This is a genomic window from Vreelandella halophila, from assembly GCF_019903425.1.
Taxonomy (GTDB): domain Bacteria; phylum Pseudomonadota; class Gammaproteobacteria; order Pseudomonadales; family Oleiphilaceae; genus Halospina; species Halospina halophila.
In genome coordinates this window covers 119289-136405 of record NZ_JACHUZ010000012.1, presented here as the reverse complement: position 1 = coordinate 136405, position 17117 = coordinate 119289, and the positions used below count along the sequence as shown (strand labels likewise).

Sequence of the window (17117 nt, the reverse complement as noted above, 5' to 3'; positions counted from 1 at the left end):
GGTGAGGAGTGGAAAGTAATGCTGTTCAATTCAAAAACGAAGGAGTGCGGTGCCGTTTTCGGCATCGTACTCGCGGTTTCTGCATGCAGTCCGTCCGGCCCCGGTGCTGGCAGCGAACAGGCGACCGGTGACCGGCAGACCGCCTACCGTGTTCGCACTGACTTCAATGCCATGCTCAATGCCGATAGCGGTTGGGCCGCTGAGGTCAATCAACCAGCCCGGGTTCAAGCGGATCACCCCTTCCGCCTGCGGGTGGAAGTTGAGCATGGGGACTCGGCCGAGCCAAACCGTTATGGGCTGCAGGTGCGGCGTAATGGTGGTGATTGGCAGCCGCTGGGTGCGGAAAATTTTCCGAAGCCGGCGAAAGTGCTGACGCTGGACTTCGAGGATCATCCCCAGGATGCCCTGCGGGAGCAGTGGCAATGGGCCAGCGGCGACAGGGCCGTCCTGGAGTGGGCCGGTGAGAGCGGTGACGGTTACCTCCGGGTTGAAGCGGGGGAGACCCCCGTGCTCGCGCCGGCGCGTTACCATACCCATTGGGAGCCGGTGGAGTTCGCCGCGGATGTGCGTATTCCGGAGGGCCAGACCGGCCGCGCCGGGCTGGTCTTTGGCTATGAGGACGCGGACAACTACCAGCGCGTGGATGTGGAACCCGGCAAGGGCCTGCATGTTGTTCAGGTGCGTGATGGCAGGGAAGAGACTCTCGCGACCCATGAGTACGATGTTCAAACCGGTCACTGGGCTGAGCTGAAGGTCATCCTGCGTGGCCCGGAGCTGACGGTTGAGTACGACGAGGAGAACCTTGTCTTCACCGAGACGTTGGACAGCGCGGTCGCCTCGCCCCGGGTGGGTGTTTTCGCGGCCTCAGGCAGTGCTCTGGAGTTGCCTGCTATTGATATTGAAGGCATGCCCCGCACGCCCCGGACCAGTATTATTGAAGCTGAAACCTTCGAGCATGGTGATGCCACCCGTGACCTGCTGGAGGTGTCCGAAGAGCCGTTTACCGGTGGGGCAGGGATCAGTTTTGCCGACAGGACGCCCGAAGTGGACGCGGTGGACAGTCAGACCGAATGGGAATTCCCCATGGTCATTCGCCGCTTCGCGGGCGGCCCTTCCATGAACGAAGCAGGCGACCGGTTTGAATACCGGGTCGTGAATGAGACCGGTGACGCACTCCCGGGCGCGGAGCCAATGGCCATTACGCTGGAGGTTCCTGATGGGCTGTTGGGGGGCACCTTTGTCGAAACCCCGATGCGTATCGGCCCCTGGCAGGCGTCCAACGGCGATCTCTATTTCTCGATGGAGCCGGCGGAAACCGACAACGTGCTGATGACGGTCCGATCCACCGACGGCGGCGCCACCTGGACCGAGGTGGACGGCGCCAATCGGCCGGAGACCGGGGACCTGGAAGGGTTCGCGTCCAGGATGGTCGATGACCGGATCCATATGCTCCACCAGACCTCGGACCACGTCTTCTATCACGTTTTCCGCACCTCGGATCATCCCGATAAACCCGACACCTGGGCGATCCGTGACGAGCGCCTGGCATCGCCGAAGGAGCCGCCCACCCAGGTGGCGGATATCGCCGTGCGGTCCGACGGCAGCGTGGTGGCGGTCTACGGTGGCCCGGAGAAAATCCGCTATCGTATCCGCTCCCCCGAGGGCGACTGGAGCGAGGCGACCGTGGTTGATGCCGATCAGGCGCCCAACCTGTCCGGTCCGGCGCTGGTTAAGGACCCGGACGATGTGGTGCACCTGACCTACACCGGGGATGATGGCAGCGCCTGGTATCGGCAATTGCGACCGGATGGTGAACTGACCCAACGCCAACAGCTCGCAACCGGTCTCGGAACCGGCCACGAGGACATAGGCTCGATCCTGCCACCGGTCCATCTACCAGAGTCGGACTCGGTCAGCGTGATCTATCGGCTCAAGGACGGCCACCTCTGGGAGAGGCGCGTTGGGCCGGAGGCTGGGCTGTCCGAGCCGGTCCAGGTTACCGAAAGGCCCGTGGTGCAGAACGCGGTGGACGCCGAGCAGACCGGCGCTGACGCCATTGGTTATGGGGACAGCGTCCATGTGCTGTTCATCGAGGCCGGAACCGGCCACCTTTACCATACCCGGCGTAAGGCGGATGGGGATTGGAGTGAGCCCGAAGCCCAGGTTACTGACGCCAATGTCCAGTGGGTCCGGGGTAACGCAGTGACCAGCGAGGAAGGGGAACCGGTTTACGGCTATGTCTATGATGCCGGTTCTGACGGTGGTTCGGGCAAGAATCACTACCGGGAAGTGCCCCTGCCGGCTGGTGATTGATTGACAGCACCGGTTGCTGGTGCCTTCGGGGAACGCCCTCAGTCTAGGCTCTGTGGGTCCACATCCACCGCCCAGCGCACACCGCCGGCGGGCCGGTTCTGTTCCAGGTAGCGGCAGAGCTGGTTGGTCAGGCGGTGGAGGGCCGGGCGGTCCTGGCTCTGGAACAGGATCTGGGCCCGGTGCCGGTTGGCCTTGCGGGCAATGATCGCGGGGAAGGGACCCAGTACGGAAACCGGCGTCGGGCTGGCCTCGGCACGACGAGCGAGGTCATCAAGCAGGGCCAGGCACTCGGCCATGGTCGGGGCTTCCGCGCGCAGGGCCGTCATGAAGCTGGCCGGCGGCAGGCCGGCCTGTTCCCGTTCCCGCAGCAGGCTGTCCGCCACGCTGGGGTAGTCCCCGGAGCACAACTGGGTGAGCAGGGGGTGGCCGGACTGGCAGGTTTGGATGAGCACCCGGCCGCCGCGCTCACCGCGGCCGGCACGCCCCGAAACCTGGATTACCAGCTGGGCCAGGTGCTCGGGGCCCCGGAAGTCGCTGCTGAACAGGCCACCGTCCGCATCAAGGATGCCCGCCAGGGTCACGCCGGGGAAGTCATGCCCCTTGGCCAGCATCTGGGTGCCCACAAGGATGCAGGGCTCGCCCTTGCGCACCGGCTCCAGGAGTTCGTCCAGCCGTCCGCGACGCCGCGTGCTGTCGCGATCGATACGGATGACAGGGGTCTCCGGGAAGCGTTCAGCGAGCAGGGATTCCGTCTTCTCGGTTCCCTGGCCCACCGCGTTCAGTCCTTCCTCGCCGCACTCCGGGCAGAGCCGGGGGACCGCCTGCTGGTGCCCGCAGTGGTGGCAGCGCAGGCAGTTGTCGTAGCGGTGGTAGGTGAGCCGGGCATCGCAGTGCGGGCATTCAATGGGGACGCCGCACTCGAAGCACATCACCACCGGAGAGAAGCCCCGGCGGTTGATGAACAGCAGCGCCTGGTCGCCGGCCTCCAGGGTCCGGCCGATGGCCTCCAGTAGCGGGGGTGAGAGTCCGCCACTGAGCGGACGGCTGCGCACATCCACCAGTTCGGTGCGGGGCAGGGTGGCATTGCCTGCGCGGCGCTCCAGACGGTGCAGGTGATAGCGCTGCTGCCGCGCGTTGTGCCAGGACTCGAGCGACGGGGTGGCGGAGCCCAGTATAACCGGGCAGCCGCTCTGCCAGGCGCGGTAGATGGCCAGGTCCCGGGCGGAGTAGCGGAAGCCTTCCATCTGTTTGTAGGAGCCGTCGTGCTCTTCATCCACTACGAGGGTGACCAGGTTGGCGTAGGGCAGCAGGACGGCGGAGCGGGTGCCAATCAGGATCAGCGGTTCTCCCTCGCGCACGCGCGTCCAGGTAGAGAGGCGTTCGGTAGCGTTGAGTGCCGAGTGCCAGACGGCAATGCGGGCGCCGAAATGGGTCTCGAAGCGGGCCAGGGTCTGGGGCGTCAGGCTGATCTCGGGTACGAGGACCAGCACCTGGGCCCGGTTGGGGTCCGGTGCGGCGGCGATGCGCTGCTTGATGAATTCGATGTAGAGCTCGGTCTTGCCACTGCCGGTGATACCGAAGACGAGGTGGCTGGCGAAGCCCCTGCCTGGCGCGTTCAGGCCTTCCAGCACCGAGGCCTGGTCGCCGTTGAGTTCGATGGAAGGGGCATCCGGCCAGGTGCGGGTTTCCTCACTGGCGGTGCGCTCCTCGGCGAGCCCGCGTTTCTCCAGGTTCTTCAGCACGTCCCGGGTGAAACCCGCGGCCTTGATGGAGGTCAGCGGCTGGCCGGGGTGCTGGTTGAGCCATTCCAGCAGTTCACGCTGGCGCCGGGCCTGGGCCGGAAGGCTGGAGACGTCCGCCCCAGTGGCAAACCAGACCGTGGGCCTGGGCAGGCTGGCCGGGGCGCCTCGCCTCAGGGCCGGGGGTAGCGCCGCGAATACGCACTCACCCGGCGGGTGCTGGTAGTAGCGTGCGGCCCATAGCAACAGTTCGCGGGTTGCACCAGGTAGAACCGGCCAGTCCTCCAGGGGCGCTTCTACCGGTTTGAGTGTCATGTCCGGCGGATCCGGTGGATCCAGTTCCATGACGAGGCCCAGCGCCCGCTGCTTTCCCAGCGGCACGCGTACGCGCTGGCCGGGGGTCAGCGTCATGCCCTCGGGAATGCGGTAATCGAACAGCTGGCGTACCGCACGGGGGAGGGCGATGCGTGCGATTGTTGCCAACGAGGTCTCCTTGCGCTGGGTGTTGAATCTGCTATGATGCGCCGCTTACACAGTGGCCGAGGTGCCGGCCGAGAGTCTGCACCGGAATCCCAAATGTTTCAAATGCGGTGCCCGGCAAATGGCCCGGGTGGCGGCATTGCCTGTTAGAGAGGTCAACCATGAATCACGATATCCAGCCTGAATACAAAGAAATGAAGGCGACGTGCAGCTGCGGCAACGTCATTCACACCCGTTCCACTGTGGGCAAGGACATCCATGTTGATGTCTGCTCGGCCTGCCACCCCTTCTATACCGGTAAGCAGAAGGTCATGGATACTGGCGGTCGTATCGACAAGTTCAACCGTCGTTTCCGTGGCAAGATCGGTGGCGGCAACAGCTGACTCGACAGGACTTCTCTCCATCCAGAAACGGAAGATTGGCAATGTCTGAAGATATGAAGCAAGCAGCGCTCGATTACCACGCCAAGCCGCGTCCCGGCAAAATCAGCGTGGAAATCACGAAACCGACCCAGACCTCCCGGGATCTATCCCTGGCGTACAGCCCGGGCGTGGCTGAGCCGGTGCGCGAGATTGCGAAGGACCACGAGAACGCCTACCTCTATACCACCAAGGGCAACCTGGTGGCCGTCATCTCTGACGGCAGTGCCATCCTTGGCCTGGGTAACCTCGGCGCGCTGCCGAGCAAGCCGGTCATGGAAGGTAAGGGGGTGCTGTTCAAGCGGTTCGCCGGCATTGATGTGTTCGACATCGAAGTGAACTCCGAGAGCCCGCAGGCGTTCATCGAGACGGTGGCGCGTATTGCGGATACTTTCGGCGGTATCAACCTTGAAGACATCAAGGCGCCGGAATGCTTCGAGATTGAGCGTGCGCTCATTGATCAGTGCAATGTGCCGATTTTCCACGACGACCAGCACGGCACGGCCATCGTTACGGCAGCCGGTATGCTTAACGCGCTGGAGCTCCAGGGTAAGACGCTGGAAGAAGCGCGCATCGTCTGCATGGGCGCCGGCGCGGCCGCCATTGCCTGCATGAAGATCCTCATCAGCTGTGGTGCCCGCCCCGAGAACATCATGCTGCTGGACAGCAAGGGCGTGGTGCACTCTGGTCGTGATGATCTCAACCAGTACAAGGCGATGTTCGCGGTCGACACCGAGCGCCGGACCCCGGCGGACGCCCTTGAGGGTGCCGACGTGTTCGTTGGCCTTTCCGGTCCGGATCTCCTTACACCGGAGATGCTCAAGTCCATGGCGCCGAACCCGATCGTGTTCGCCTGTTCCAACCCGGATCCGGAGATCAAGCCGGAGCTGGCGCTGGAGACCCGTGATGACATCATCATGGCGACAGGCCGTTCCGATTACCCGAACCAGGTGAACAACGTGCTGGGCTTCCCGTTCATTTTCCGTGGTGCGCTGGACGTCCGTGCGAGTGAGATCAACGAGGAAATGAAGGTTGCGGCGGTTCACGCCATCCGCGAGCTGGCGAAGGAATCCGTTCCGTCTAGTATCGCCCAGGCGTACGGTGTGGGTGGATTCCAGTTCGGCAGGGAATACATCATTCCCAAGCCGATGGATCCGCGCCTGCTGGAATTCGTTCCCGCCGCCGTGGCGAAGGCTGCGGTGGACAGTGGCGTGGCCGGGAAAAAGTACCCGGATCACTACCCGCTCAAGTCCATGGAAGACATCATCTGAACGCCTGATGCCCGCATAAGGGCAGTGATGAAAAAAAGCCCCGGTCAGTCGATGGCCGGGGTTTTTTTGTGCTTTCTGCAGGCGGCTGGCTCAGAACAGCTGCTGTGCCGGGGTAGATTCCCCGTTCTCTCCGCTCGCGCTCTCATCACGGTTTCCTGAGTCACTGCTGGATGCCGGCTCTGGAGCGTAGCGCGACCGGAAAATCTCGAACCGGGCATCTGGGTTGTCAGTGCTGGCAGTGTCACCGGTTTCAGGGTCAATACGGCGTGAGACGATGCCTGCGGGGCGTTCCATGAGCTTCTCCGGCATGCCCTTGAGGGCCACTTCCATGTAATCCTTCCATATGGGAAGCGCGGTCACGCTGCCAAACTCGCCCCGCCCCAGGGAGCGGGGCTGGTCGAAGCCCACCCAGGTGCCGGTTGCTATGCCCGTGTTGAAGCCCATGAACCAGGTGTCGAGCTGGTCGTTGGTTGTCCCTGTCTTGCCCGCCAGGTCCTCTCGCCCGAGTGAGCGGGCAGCCCGACCGGTGCCTCTCTGGATCACATCGCGCATCATGGACTGGAGGATGTAGATCGCTTCTTCATCGGCAACCCGTTCCATGGTGTGGACCGGGCGGGTCGCGTCCGGGCCCCCGATGTTCCCGTCGAGATCGGGAAGGGCGGCATCCAGAACCTCCTGGTTCTCGCTGCAGTCATCACACCGATGGGTTTCCGGCGCTTCGCGGAGGGTTTTTCCCTCGGGGCCGACAATGCGCTCAATCACCCAGGGTGTCACTTCGTAGCCGCCGTTGGCGATCATGGCGTAGGCGCGTGTCATCTCCATGGGGGTCATGGCGCCGCTGCCCAGCGCCAGTGACAGATCATCCGGCAGTCGGCTGGTGTCCAGTCCAAGGCTGTCGATGTAGTTCAGTGTGCGCCGGATACCGGTCTGGCGCAGCAGCCGGATGGCGACTAGGTTGCGGCTCTGGTAAAGGGCCTGACGCAGGGTGGTCGGGCCCCGGAATTGGCCGCCGGCGTTTTCCGGACGCCAGGAGGTTTCCAGATCCTCGTCATCAAAGACGATGGGGGCGTCATTGATGGTGGTGGCGGCCGTGGCACCGTGCTCCAGAGCCGCAAGGAAGATCAACGGCTTGAAGGCAGAGCCGGGTTGCCTGTGGGCCTGGGTGGCGCGGTTGTAGGAACTCATACTGAAGCTGTAGCCGCCACTCAGCGCCTCAATGCGGCCATCATCAGGGGACATGGAGACGATGGCGCCCTGTATCTCCGGGATCTGCATCAGTTCGGCGGTCAGCGTGTCCTGCTCGCCCTCGGAGCCAAGGACATCCTGAACCGGGATCCGGATATAGACCACATCCCCTTTGGAAACCACGTCCTGCGGTGATTCCGGCGTCGGGCCGGTGCGGTTCTCATCAATGTGCTTCCGGGCCCAGCGCATGTGGCGCATCGGGATGGTGACCCTGTCGTGCAGGGCGGTCACGGCAATGGCGGATGTCTCGTCCAGCTCCACGATGGCAGCAGGGACAAGGTCGTTCACCTGTGGCAGTCCTTCCAGGCGCTCAGTGAGGGCCTCGCGGTCACTGAGCATTTCCGGCGCCCACTGGTCCACCGGGCCGCGATAGCCATGCCGGCGGTCATAGGCTTCCAGGCCCCGACGGAGTGCGCGTGTTGCGGCCTTCTGCCTCTCGCTGTGCACACTGGTGTGGATTTCGAAGCCTTCACTGTAGATCTGTTGGCCGAACTGGCGCAGGGCTTCCCGACGTGCCATCTCAGCCACATAAGGGGCGTTCAGGGCAAGTTCGGGGCCATGGTAGCGGGCGCTCACGTCCTTACTGGCTGCTTCGCGGTATTCCTTGTCACTGATGTAACCCAGCGAGGCCATGCGCGACAGGATCCAGTTCCGTCTTGCCAGGGCCCGTTCCGGGTCTGCAAGCGGATTGGCGGTGGAGGGTGCCTTGGGCAGGCCCGCGATCATCGCCATCTCGGCCAGTTCGAGCTCGGTGATGGGGTCCCCGTAATAGACCTGAGCGGCCGCCTCGATGCCGTAGGAGCGGTTGCCAAGGTAGATCTTGTTGAGGTAGAGCTCGAGAATTTCGTCCTTGGAAAGCTCACGTTCGATCTGCAGGGCCAGCAGGATCTCATTGAACTTGCGCAGAAATGTTTGATCACGTGACAGAAAGAAATTTTTTGCAACCTGCATGGTGATGGTGCTGCCACCCGACTGGATCGAACCGGTTATCGCAAGCTCCCAGGTGGCGCGGATAAGCCCCCGCAGATCAACACCATGGTGCTCATGGAAGCGACTGTCCTCTGCGGCGAGGAACGCCTGGACCTGATGACGTGGCACAGCCTCCAGATCCCGTGGCGTTCTTCTCATTTCGCCGAATTCTGCTATCAGTTTGCTGTCACGTGTATACACTTTCAGGGGTGTCTGGAAGTTCACGTTCCGCAGCTGGTCCACGGACGGCAGGCCCGGCTGGAGGTAGAGGTAGAAGGCGGCCAGGACCATGGCGGCTCCGGCGGCCCCGGCAACAAAAAGGCGGCTGAGTATGCGGATGTAACGGAATGTACGGGACATTTTCTCTGACAATTTTTAACTATACGTCTATCATTTCATAAATTGCTTCAGGAGGCACCGGAAGCGGTAAGGGATCAGCAAGGATATCCGGAAAGCGTCATCCCTGAAACCGTTAACCGTTGCCATCCATACAGAATACTGGGGTGAGCACGTGTTCGGACTGCTTGGAAAGAAAGCGAACAGCATGCTCGGGGTCGATATCAGCTCAAGCTCCGTCAAGCTGCTGGAACTGTCAAAACAGGGGGATCGATACCGCGTTGAGAGCTACGCGGTGGAGCCCCTGCCGCCGAATTCGGTGGTCGAAAAGAGCATCAACGATGTGGAAGCGGTGGGCGATGTGGTCCGCAAGGTGGTGGGCAGAGCGCGCTCCGGCCTGAAGAATGCGGCCGTGGCCGTTTCCGGATCCGCGGTGATCACCAAGACCATCCAGATGCCGGCGGGGCTCAACGACTTCGAGATGGAGGACGAGATCGCCAACGAGGCGGATCAGTACATCCCCTATCCCCTGGATGAGGTGGCTATCGATTTTGAGGTCCAAGGGCCGTCCGAGATTAATCCAGACCAGGTCGATGTGCTTCTGGCCGCCTGCCGTAAGGAAAACGTGGATGTGCGCGAGGAGGCCCTCCAGATCGGTGGCCTGAACACCAAGGTGGTGGACGTTGAGGCCTATGCGCTGGAGCGCGCCTTCGGAATGCTTGAGTCGCAGCTTGAGCGTGACGCTGAAGAGCAGGTGGTGGCGCTGGTGGACATCGGCGCCACGATGATGACGCTGAGCGTACTGGTGGATGGCGAGACCATCTACACCCGTGAACAGCTTTTCGGCGGCAAGCAGCTGACCGAGGAGATCCAGCGGCGTTACGGGCTCAGTCAGGAGGAGGCCGGCCTGGCCAAGAAGCAGGGCGGTCTTCCGGACGATTACGAGAGCGAAGTCCTTGAGCCCTTCAAGGAGGCGGTCGTCCAGCAGGTGGCCCGGGCCCTGCAGTTCTTCTTTGGTTCGAGCCAGTACAACACCGTTGACTATGTTCTGCTCGCGGGCGGCACCGCATCCATAGCGGGGCTGTCCGAACAGGTGGAAGAAAAGACGGGAACCGCTACGCTGGTGGCGAACCCGTTTGCCGACATGGCGGTGGGATCCAAGGTGCATGCCGCGGGGTTGAGTAATGATGCTCCCTCCTTGATGATCGCCTGCGGCCTGGCGATGAGGAGTTTTGACTGATGGCCCGTATCAACCTCAGACCCTGGCGTGAAGAGCTCCGCGCCGAGAAACAGCGCCAGTTCCTGGTCATGCTCGCCGGTGCCCTGATTGTCGGCGCCGGTCTGGTATTCCTGTGGCAGAGCCATGTACAGGGCCTGATCGATCATCAGGAATCCCGTAACAGCTACATTGAGAATGCCATGAAGGACCTTGAGGAGCAGATCGCCGAGATCGAGGATCTCAAGGAACGCCGTGAGGAACTGCTGTCGCGCATGCAGGTGATCCAGGATCTCCAGGGGCAGCGCCCGGTGATCGTGCGTGCCTTTGATGAGATGGTTCAGACGCTTCCTGATGGTCTGTTCTACACTCAGCTGGAGAAAAGTGGTAACCAGGTCTCCATCGTCGGGATGGCCGAGTCCAACAGCCGGATCTCGAACCTTATGCGCAACTTTGAGCGCTCGGACTGGTTTGCCGAGCCCAACCTGACGAATGTCTCCGCCGCGGATGAACAGCGGTCCGGTTACAGTCGGTTCAACCTGAGCGTTCAGCAGGTGGTTCCGGATGAAGACGAAGCGGAATCGGAGCAGGAACAGTGAACTGGCAGGAAACGTTCGACAACATAAAGAATTTTGATGTCAGCGAGCTGGACTTCAACAATGCCGGCGTCTGGCCGATGCCGGTCAAGGTTGTGTTCCTGCTCTTGGTTTTCGGCCTCGTTCTCGGGGGCGGCTACTGGTTCTTTGTGAAGGACCTGTATACCGAAGTAGAGCGCGCCGCCGAGCAGGAGCAGGAACTGCGCCAGGAATACGAGCGCAAGGCTCATCGTGTCGCTAACCTGGACCGCTACCGCCAGCAGATGGTGGAAATGGAGGAAACCTTCGGTGCCCTGGTGCGCCAGCTTCCCAGCGATACCGAGGTGCCGGGACTTCTGGAGGACATCACGAACACGGCACTGGGCAGCGGGCTGGATCTGCAGGAGTTTGCTCTTCAGAGCGAGGTCCAGCAGGACTTCTATGTGGAGCTGCCGATCAACATCCGGGTGCGGGGGACCTATCACGAACTGGCAACATTCGTGAGCAGTGTCGCCGGACTTCCGCGGATCGTGACCCTGCATGACTTCTCGATCAGCCGCTCGGACGGCAACGACGAGCTGCGCATGCAGATGGTCGCCAAGACATACCGGTACCGGGCAGGAGGCGAGCAATGAGAGTATCCACAGTCGCCCGATATCTGGTGACAGTGGGCCTGAGCGTGGTGCTTGTGGCTTGCTCGCAGGGTCAGGGCTATAAGGATCTGGACCAGTTCATGAAGGAAGCCCGTAACGACCCCCAGGGGAAGATCGAACCGCTGCCGGAGTTCAAGGCCTATGAGGCATTCACCTATGCAGCATCCGATCGCCGGTCGCCCTTTGAGCCACCGGCTGAAGTGGTGCTGGAGAGCCAGGAGGATGACGAAGGTGAGCCGGAGTCCGAGATCAAGCCGGATGAAAACCGGCCGACCGAGCCGCTGGAGCGGTTCGAAATGAGTGATCTGGCAATGGTGGGCTCTCTGCAGCGGACCGAGGAAGGGCGGCTCTACGCTCTGGTCCAGGACCCTGAGGGGGGCATACACCGGGTCACTGTGGGTGACTATATGGGGCAGAACCATGGACGCGTGGAACGGGTAACCGAAACAGGTATCCAGCTGCGTGAAATTGTCGGCGATGGCAGCGGCGGTTGGGTCAAGCGGCCCCGGACCCTGTCGCTGGAACAAGAGTGAGCCGGGGTGCTGTCATGCAGATCACAACACGGAATCAGAAAAACCGCCTGAGGCACGCAATGCTTAAACAAATCGAGAAACTGCTGGTGATTGGTGCGCTGGCGCTCACGTCCGCGGGAGCCGGGGCTCTGACACTGGAAAATGTCGACTTTTCCTCGCTGTCAGGCGATCGAACCGAGATCGTTCTGGGCTTTGACGGGGAGCCTCCGGAAGCCTCCGGCTACACCATCCAGGATCCGGCGCGCATCACGCTGGATCTGGCCGATGTCAGCAGTGACCTCGAGCAGCGCTATCACGATCTCGGCGATGGTAATGCTCAGAGCATGACGGTGGTTGAGGCCGAGGATCGAACCAGGCTGGTTCTCAACCTCACACGTCTGGTACCCCATGACGTTCGGCGTGATGGTAACCGGATGGTTGTGACGGTGGGCGCGGAAGCAGGCCAGAGCACGGGAACATCCGGCGACTCGGGTGGTGACAGTGGCTCCGGCGGGACCGGAGACAGCGGCACCCAGGCGGTGGCGGGCGCCCCGATGGCGCCGGCTTCTGATGCCGCTCTGGAAGGCGTGGACTTCAATCGCACCTCGGACGACAGGGGCGAGGTGGTGTTGGATCTCTCCAGCTCCCGGGTCTCCGTGGACATGGACGAGCAGGCCGGGAAGATCCGGCTGGACCTCGGGCGTGTGGATCTTCCGGATCGGCTCCGCCGCCGTCTTGATGTGACCGATTTCGGAACGCCTGTAGAACGTATTGATACCTTTACCGAGGACGGGCGCACACTGGTGGAGGTGAGCGCTTCCGGCACCTATGACTACGCGGCCTATCAGACGGACGACCGGTTTACGCTCAGCGTGGAAAAGCTGACCGAAGACGAGGCCGAGCAGCGCCAGGAAGAGCGCTTCCCCTACGATGGCGAGAAACTGTCCCTGAACTTCCAGGACATTGAGGTCCGCTCCGTGCTGCAACTGATCGCTGACTTCACCGGGCTCAACCTGGTGGCCTCGGACACGGTAACGGGCTCGATCACGCTGCGGCTCGAGAATGTGCCCTGGGATCAGGCGCTGGACATTATTCTCCAGACCAAGGGGCTCGATAAGCGCCGTATGGGGAACGTCCTGTTGGTCGCTCCGGCCCAGGAGATTGCGGAGTACGAGCGCCAGGAGCTCGAAACCGAGCGGCAGATGGAAGAGCTGCGGCCTGTGCGCCTGGAGACCATCCAGGTGAATTACGCCAAGGCCGGAGACATCGTCTCCCTGCTGCGTGAAGATGATGAGCTGATCTCGGACCGAGGGTTCATATCCTCGGATGACCGGACCAATACCATCAGTGTGCGTGAGACCGCCCCCAAGCTGAAGGAGATCCGCAATCTGGTAGAGACCTGGGACCGTCCGGTGCGTCAGGTCCTGATTGAGGCGCGGATTGTCCGGGCGAATACCGATGTGTCGAGCGAGCTCGGGGTTGCCTGGGGTGTCAGCGGTAGTGGTGAAGCAGGAGATGGTGAGTATGCCGTTGGAGGTGGGCGTGGCAGCCTCGGTGGCGATACCGGTAGTATCGCTGACTTCCCGTCTGACATGAATATTGATTTTGGCATCACCAGTAGCAACACGAGCACTGCTGCTATTGGTTTCACTCGTGATGGTTTCCTGCTGGATCTTGAGCTCAGCGCCCTCGAGTCCGATGGCCAGGCCGAGATTGTGTCCCAGCCCAAGGTGGTAACAGCTGATCGACAGGAAGCCAGTATCAAATCGGGTGAGGAGATTCCGTACCAGGAGGCCACTTCGTCCGGGGCCACTAACGTCTCCTTTAAGGAGGCTGCGTTGTCGCTGAACGTGACGCCGCAGATCACACCTGATGACAACATCATCATGGATCTGGAGGTGAATCAGGACTCCCGTGGGCAGGTCACTGCGGGGGTCCCTAGTATCGACACCAATTCGGTGCAGACACAGGTTCTGGTCGGTGACGGCGAAACTGTGGTTCTTGGCGGTATTTTCCAATCCGAGGTTGCGACGAATATCCTGAAGACTCCGTTCCTCGGGGATATCCCATATCTCGGGGCACTGTTCCGTCAGACTGAGGAGATTGACGAGCGCAGTGAGCTCCTGATCTTCGTGACACCGCAGATCATGGAAAGCAACGTGCTCGACTGATCGGAGAAACACTTCGGGATCACGGAAAAGCCACCTGCGGGTGGCTTTTCTTTTGTGGTAGTCTCGGGCACTGAACTGGAGAGCGGGTGCTCGGATCCTCTGCTATGGCGCTGCCGGAAAGAATCATCCTCGTTGGGCCCATGGGGGCGGGCAAGAGCACCGTGGGCCGTCAGCTCGCCCGCGTACTCGGCTACCGTTTCCTTGATACCGACCGGGAACTGGAGGCGCGTACCGGCGCGGATATCCCCTGGATCTTTGATGTGGAAGGGGAATCCGGGTTCCGGGACCGGGAAAGCCGGGTGATTGATGAGCTTCTCCATGAATCTGGTATTGTGCTGGCAACAGGTGGCGGTGCCGTGCTGCGGCCGGAGAACCGGCAGCGTATGACGGATGGTTACGTGATCTATCTGCGTGTGACGCCGGATCTTCAGTACGAGCGCACGCGTATGGACCGCAACCGGCCACTGCTGCAGAACCCTGACCCGCAAGGAGTGCTGGAGCGGCTGTTTGAGGAACGGGATCCGCTCTATCAGGAAATTGCGGACCTGACCGTTGAAAGCAGCCAGCGCGGTCCACGCCACCTGGTACGCCACCTCTCGCGGGTTCTCGAAGAATCGGAAGGACATGCGCATGCAACCGAAGCAGGATCATCTGAACGTTGAGCTGGGGGAGCGCCGCTACCCCATTGTGATTGAGGAAGGCAGCCTCGGACGCATGGATCTCAGTCCCTGGGTTGAGGGCGAGCAGGTCCTGCTCGTCTCGAATGAGACGGTTGCACCGCTCTATCTGGAGCAGGCCCGCGCCAGTTTCCCGGGATGCCGGGTGGATGAGGTGGTCCTGCCCGATGGCGAGCGCTACAAGACCTGGGAGACGCTCAACCGCATCTTTGATGTGCTGATCGATAAACAGCACACACGCCGGACCACTCTGGTGGCGCTCGGCGGTGGCGTGATTGGTGACATCACCGGCTTTGCGGCCGCCACCTGGCAGCGCGGTGTGGACTTCATCCAGATCCCGACCACGCTGCTGGCTCAGGTGGATGCTTCCGTTGGAGGCAAGACCGGCATCAACCATCCCCAGGGCAAGAACATGATCGGAGCCTTCCATCAGCCCCGCATTGTGGTGGCCGATCCCCTCACCCTGGGGTCGCTGCCGCCCACCGAGATGGCGGCCGGAATGGCCGAGGTCATCAAGTACGGGCTCATACGGGATGAGCACTTCCTTTCCTGGCTTGAGGAGCACATGGACCACCTGATGGCCATGCAGCCCGAGCCCCTCAAGGAAGTCATCCGCCGCTCCTGTGAGTGCAAGGCCGCCATTGTGGCCGAGGATGAGCGGGAAGCCGGTGTGCGGGCCCTGCTCAACCTCGGGCATACCTTCGGTCATGCCATTGAGACCCACACCGGTTACAGTGACTGGCTGCACGGGGAGGCAGTGGCCGCCGGTATGATGATGGCCACGGACCTTTCCGAGCGCCTGGGGTATTTGAACTACAATGACTCGGTGCGCGTGCGTCAGCTCCTGATCCGGGCGCGTCTGCCCGTGAACCCGCCGGAGGGCATGTCGCCGGTGCACTTCAGGGCCCTGATGCAGGTGGACAAGAAGAACATCAGTGGCCGGGTAAGGCTGGTCCTTCTGCGGGCGCTTGGTGATGCCTTCGTGACCGAGGACTTCGATCCCGAAGCCTTCGAGGCCACGCTCAACCACTTCTGTCATCCACTGGACTGAACCATGAGTGAGCAGGCGGGGCAGGGCACGGCGGACCCCTTCGCCGAAAGCCCGGGCTTCTTCTTCACCGGGGCGCAGCGTCAGCACCAGCTGGATACTTTGGGGCATCTGGTTGCGTTCGGGGATATGGTCCTGGCTGTTACCGGCGAGCCGGGTGCCGGCAAAAGTCGTCTTCTGGCCGAGCTTGCCCGCAATGCCGCCTACCGCCTTTCCGTCCAGCGATTGCGCGCCGAAAGCCTCTCGGATGCCTCCTCGCTGCCTGGCATGCTCTCGCGCCTCAGTGGCCAGGCGCTGGTGGGAATGGCTCCGACTGAGGCGGCCCGGGCCTTCTTCCAGTGGAGCGTTGGGCAGGCGGAGCGGGATCGGCGCTGGGTCCTGGTGCTGGATGATGCGGATGTTCTGGGCGACGACGTCCTCGAGGCTCTGGTGGATGGCTTTGCCGCCAGTGATACAGGGCAGGCCGCTGTCCCCGTGCTCGCGGGAACGGAGGAGCTGACCCGGCGCAGGCCCCTGACCGATCCGGCCCGTAGCGCCATAGTCCATGAAGCTGTTCTGCCGCCTTTGCAGGAAGAGGATGTCCGTCACTTCATTCATGCCAGTTACGATCATGTGGGGGAGGACGCCACACCGCTTCTCACCGAAAGCGTGGTCCGCCGGATCCAGCAGCAGAGCGGGGGGAACCTCCGCACCATCCGGGAGATTGCGCCGGGAATTCTCAGTGGCCGCTCGGCTCTGGAGCGCGAGCACCGCCATGCCGCGAAGAAACGGTCGCCGGTCGCCGGGCCTCGCCGGTTCCCGTGGCGCCTGTGGGCTGGTCTGGCGCTTCTGGCGCTCGGTGTCAGCGTTATTCTGGTATCGCTGCAGTATGGCGGTAGCGGGGAAGGCACGAAGGAGCCCGTGACAGACGCGGAGATGGCCACGGAAGCGGAGTTTGATGAAGTCAAGCGCGCCCGCGAGGTCATAGCGGAAACGGAACAGGCCGGTCAGCCGGAAGGGGTTAAGGAGGGTCGAATAAGGCGTGATGAAGGCCCACTTCTGGATGTGTCCCCCATTACGCTCCCGGTCCGGGAAACCGCCCCTGAGACAGCATCTGAGCCGAAGCCGGAACCTGATGCGGGGTCGGGCAATGCCGAAGCTGTGGCTGAAGCGGAGGAAGAAGACGGCGAGAGCGGGTTCAATCCCAGGAACCCCGGCCGTTTCCGCGAGGCCCAGTGGTATCGCGAACAGGCCGAGGGGGCTTTTACCCTTCAGCTTCTGGGTAGTTTCAACGAATCCACTGCCCTAGAATTCATGGAAGAGTATGATGTGGGTGATGCGGTCTATACCCGGACGCGGCATCAGGGGGAGCCGTGGTTCATTGTGGTGCACGGAACCTATCCGGATCGGGCGGCGGCTCGCGAGGCCATTGACGCTCTGCCGGAACGGGTTCGGGCCATGGATCCCTGGCCGCGGGCCTACGAAGATCTTTAGGCTCAAAAGCTATAAGAACC

General features: G+C 62.2%; 13 protein-coding genes. 11 read left to right on the top strand and 2 right to left on the bottom strand.

Annotated features, from left to right (window positions below; genetic code table 11):
* The first annotated feature begins 18 nt into the window (after positions 1-18).
* Positions 19-2313 (top strand): sialidase family protein, encoded by a 2295-nt coding sequence (locus H4I92_RS03115; protein ID WP_077529214.1) that lies wholly within the window; start codon positions 19-21, stop codon positions 2311-2313.
* A 38-nt stretch (positions 2314-2351) separates the two neighbouring features.
* Here the strand turns inward: H4I92_RS03115 and H4I92_RS03110 are convergent, their stop codons facing one another.
* On the bottom strand, positions 2352-4535 hold the full coding sequence (locus H4I92_RS03110; protein ID WP_077529213.1) for a primosomal protein N': 2184 nt from the start codon (positions 4533-4535) through the stop codon (positions 2352-2354).
* 158 nt (positions 4536-4693) lie between these two features.
* Between H4I92_RS03110 and rpmE the strand changes: the two genes are divergently transcribed.
* Together rpmE and H4I92_RS03100 are read left to right on the top strand one after the other, a co-directional pair.
* Positions 4694-4915: a 50S ribosomal protein L31 gene (gene rpmE / locus H4I92_RS03105; RefSeq protein WP_077529212.1), complete on the top strand. Its 222-nt coding sequence runs from the start codon at positions 4694-4696 to the stop codon at positions 4913-4915.
* A 41-nt stretch (positions 4916-4956) separates the two neighbouring features.
* A complete protein-coding gene (locus H4I92_RS03100) occupies positions 4957-6222 on the top strand; it encodes a malic enzyme-like NAD(P)-binding protein (RefSeq protein ID WP_077529211.1) in 1266 nt (421 codons plus the stop codon).
* Between the two features lie 90 nt (positions 6223-6312).
* Here H4I92_RS03100 and H4I92_RS03095 read toward each other — a convergent pair whose 3' ends face one another.
* Positions 6313-8796: a penicillin-binding protein 1A gene (locus tag H4I92_RS03095; RefSeq protein ID WP_077529209.1), complete on the bottom strand. Its 2484-nt coding sequence runs from the start codon at positions 8794-8796 to the stop codon at positions 6313-6315.
* 151 nt (positions 8797-8947) lie between these two features.
* Here H4I92_RS03095 and H4I92_RS03090 point away from each other — a divergent pair, with 151 nt between their 5' ends.
* The 8 genes from H4I92_RS03090 (at position 8948) to H4I92_RS03055 (ending at position 17097) form a co-directional block, all read left to right on the top strand.
* Positions 8948-10012 (top strand): pilus assembly protein PilM, encoded by a 1065-nt coding sequence (locus H4I92_RS03090; protein WP_077529207.1) that lies wholly within the window; start codon positions 8948-8950, stop codon positions 10010-10012.
* Positions 10012-10587 (top strand): PilN domain-containing protein, encoded by a 576-nt coding sequence (locus H4I92_RS03085; RefSeq protein ID WP_077529205.1) that lies wholly within the window; start codon positions 10012-10014, stop codon positions 10585-10587. Before H4I92_RS03090 ends, H4I92_RS03085 begins: the two co-directional genes overlap by 1 nt.
* The gene (locus tag H4I92_RS03080) at positions 10584-11198 is read left to right on the top strand and encodes a type IV pilus inner membrane component PilO (protein WP_077529204.1); all 615 of its coding nucleotides are present in this window, start codon (positions 10584-10586) and stop codon (positions 11196-11198) included. Before H4I92_RS03085 ends, H4I92_RS03080 begins: the two co-directional genes overlap by 4 nt.
* Positions 11195-11749, top strand: a complete 555-nt coding sequence (locus H4I92_RS03075; protein WP_077529203.1) for a pilus assembly protein PilP — start codon at positions 11195-11197, stop codon at positions 11747-11749. Before H4I92_RS03080 ends, H4I92_RS03075 begins: the two co-directional genes overlap by 4 nt.
* Positions 11750-11808: 59 nt before the next feature.
* On the top strand, positions 11809-13899 hold the full coding sequence (locus H4I92_RS03070) for a type IV pilus secretin PilQ (RefSeq protein WP_143512589.1): 2091 nt from the start codon (positions 11809-11811) through the stop codon (positions 13897-13899).
* 104 nt (positions 13900-14003) lie between these two features.
* A complete protein-coding gene (gene aroK, locus H4I92_RS03065) occupies positions 14004-14561 on the top strand; it encodes a shikimate kinase AroK (RefSeq protein ID WP_077529201.1) in 558 nt (185 codons plus the stop codon).
* Positions 14530-15627, top strand: a complete 1098-nt coding sequence (gene aroB / locus H4I92_RS03060; protein WP_077529199.1) for a 3-dehydroquinate synthase — start codon at positions 14530-14532, stop codon at positions 15625-15627. The genes aroK and aroB overlap by 32 nt, the downstream gene beginning before the upstream one ends.
* A gap of 3 nt (positions 15628-15630) precedes the next feature.
* Positions 15631-17097 carry an SPOR domain-containing protein gene (locus H4I92_RS03055; protein WP_077529197.1) on the top strand — a complete coding sequence of 489 codons (1467 nt, stop codon included), beginning with the start codon at positions 15631-15633 and terminating at the stop codon, positions 17095-17097.
* Positions 17098-17117: the final 20 nt, after the last annotated feature.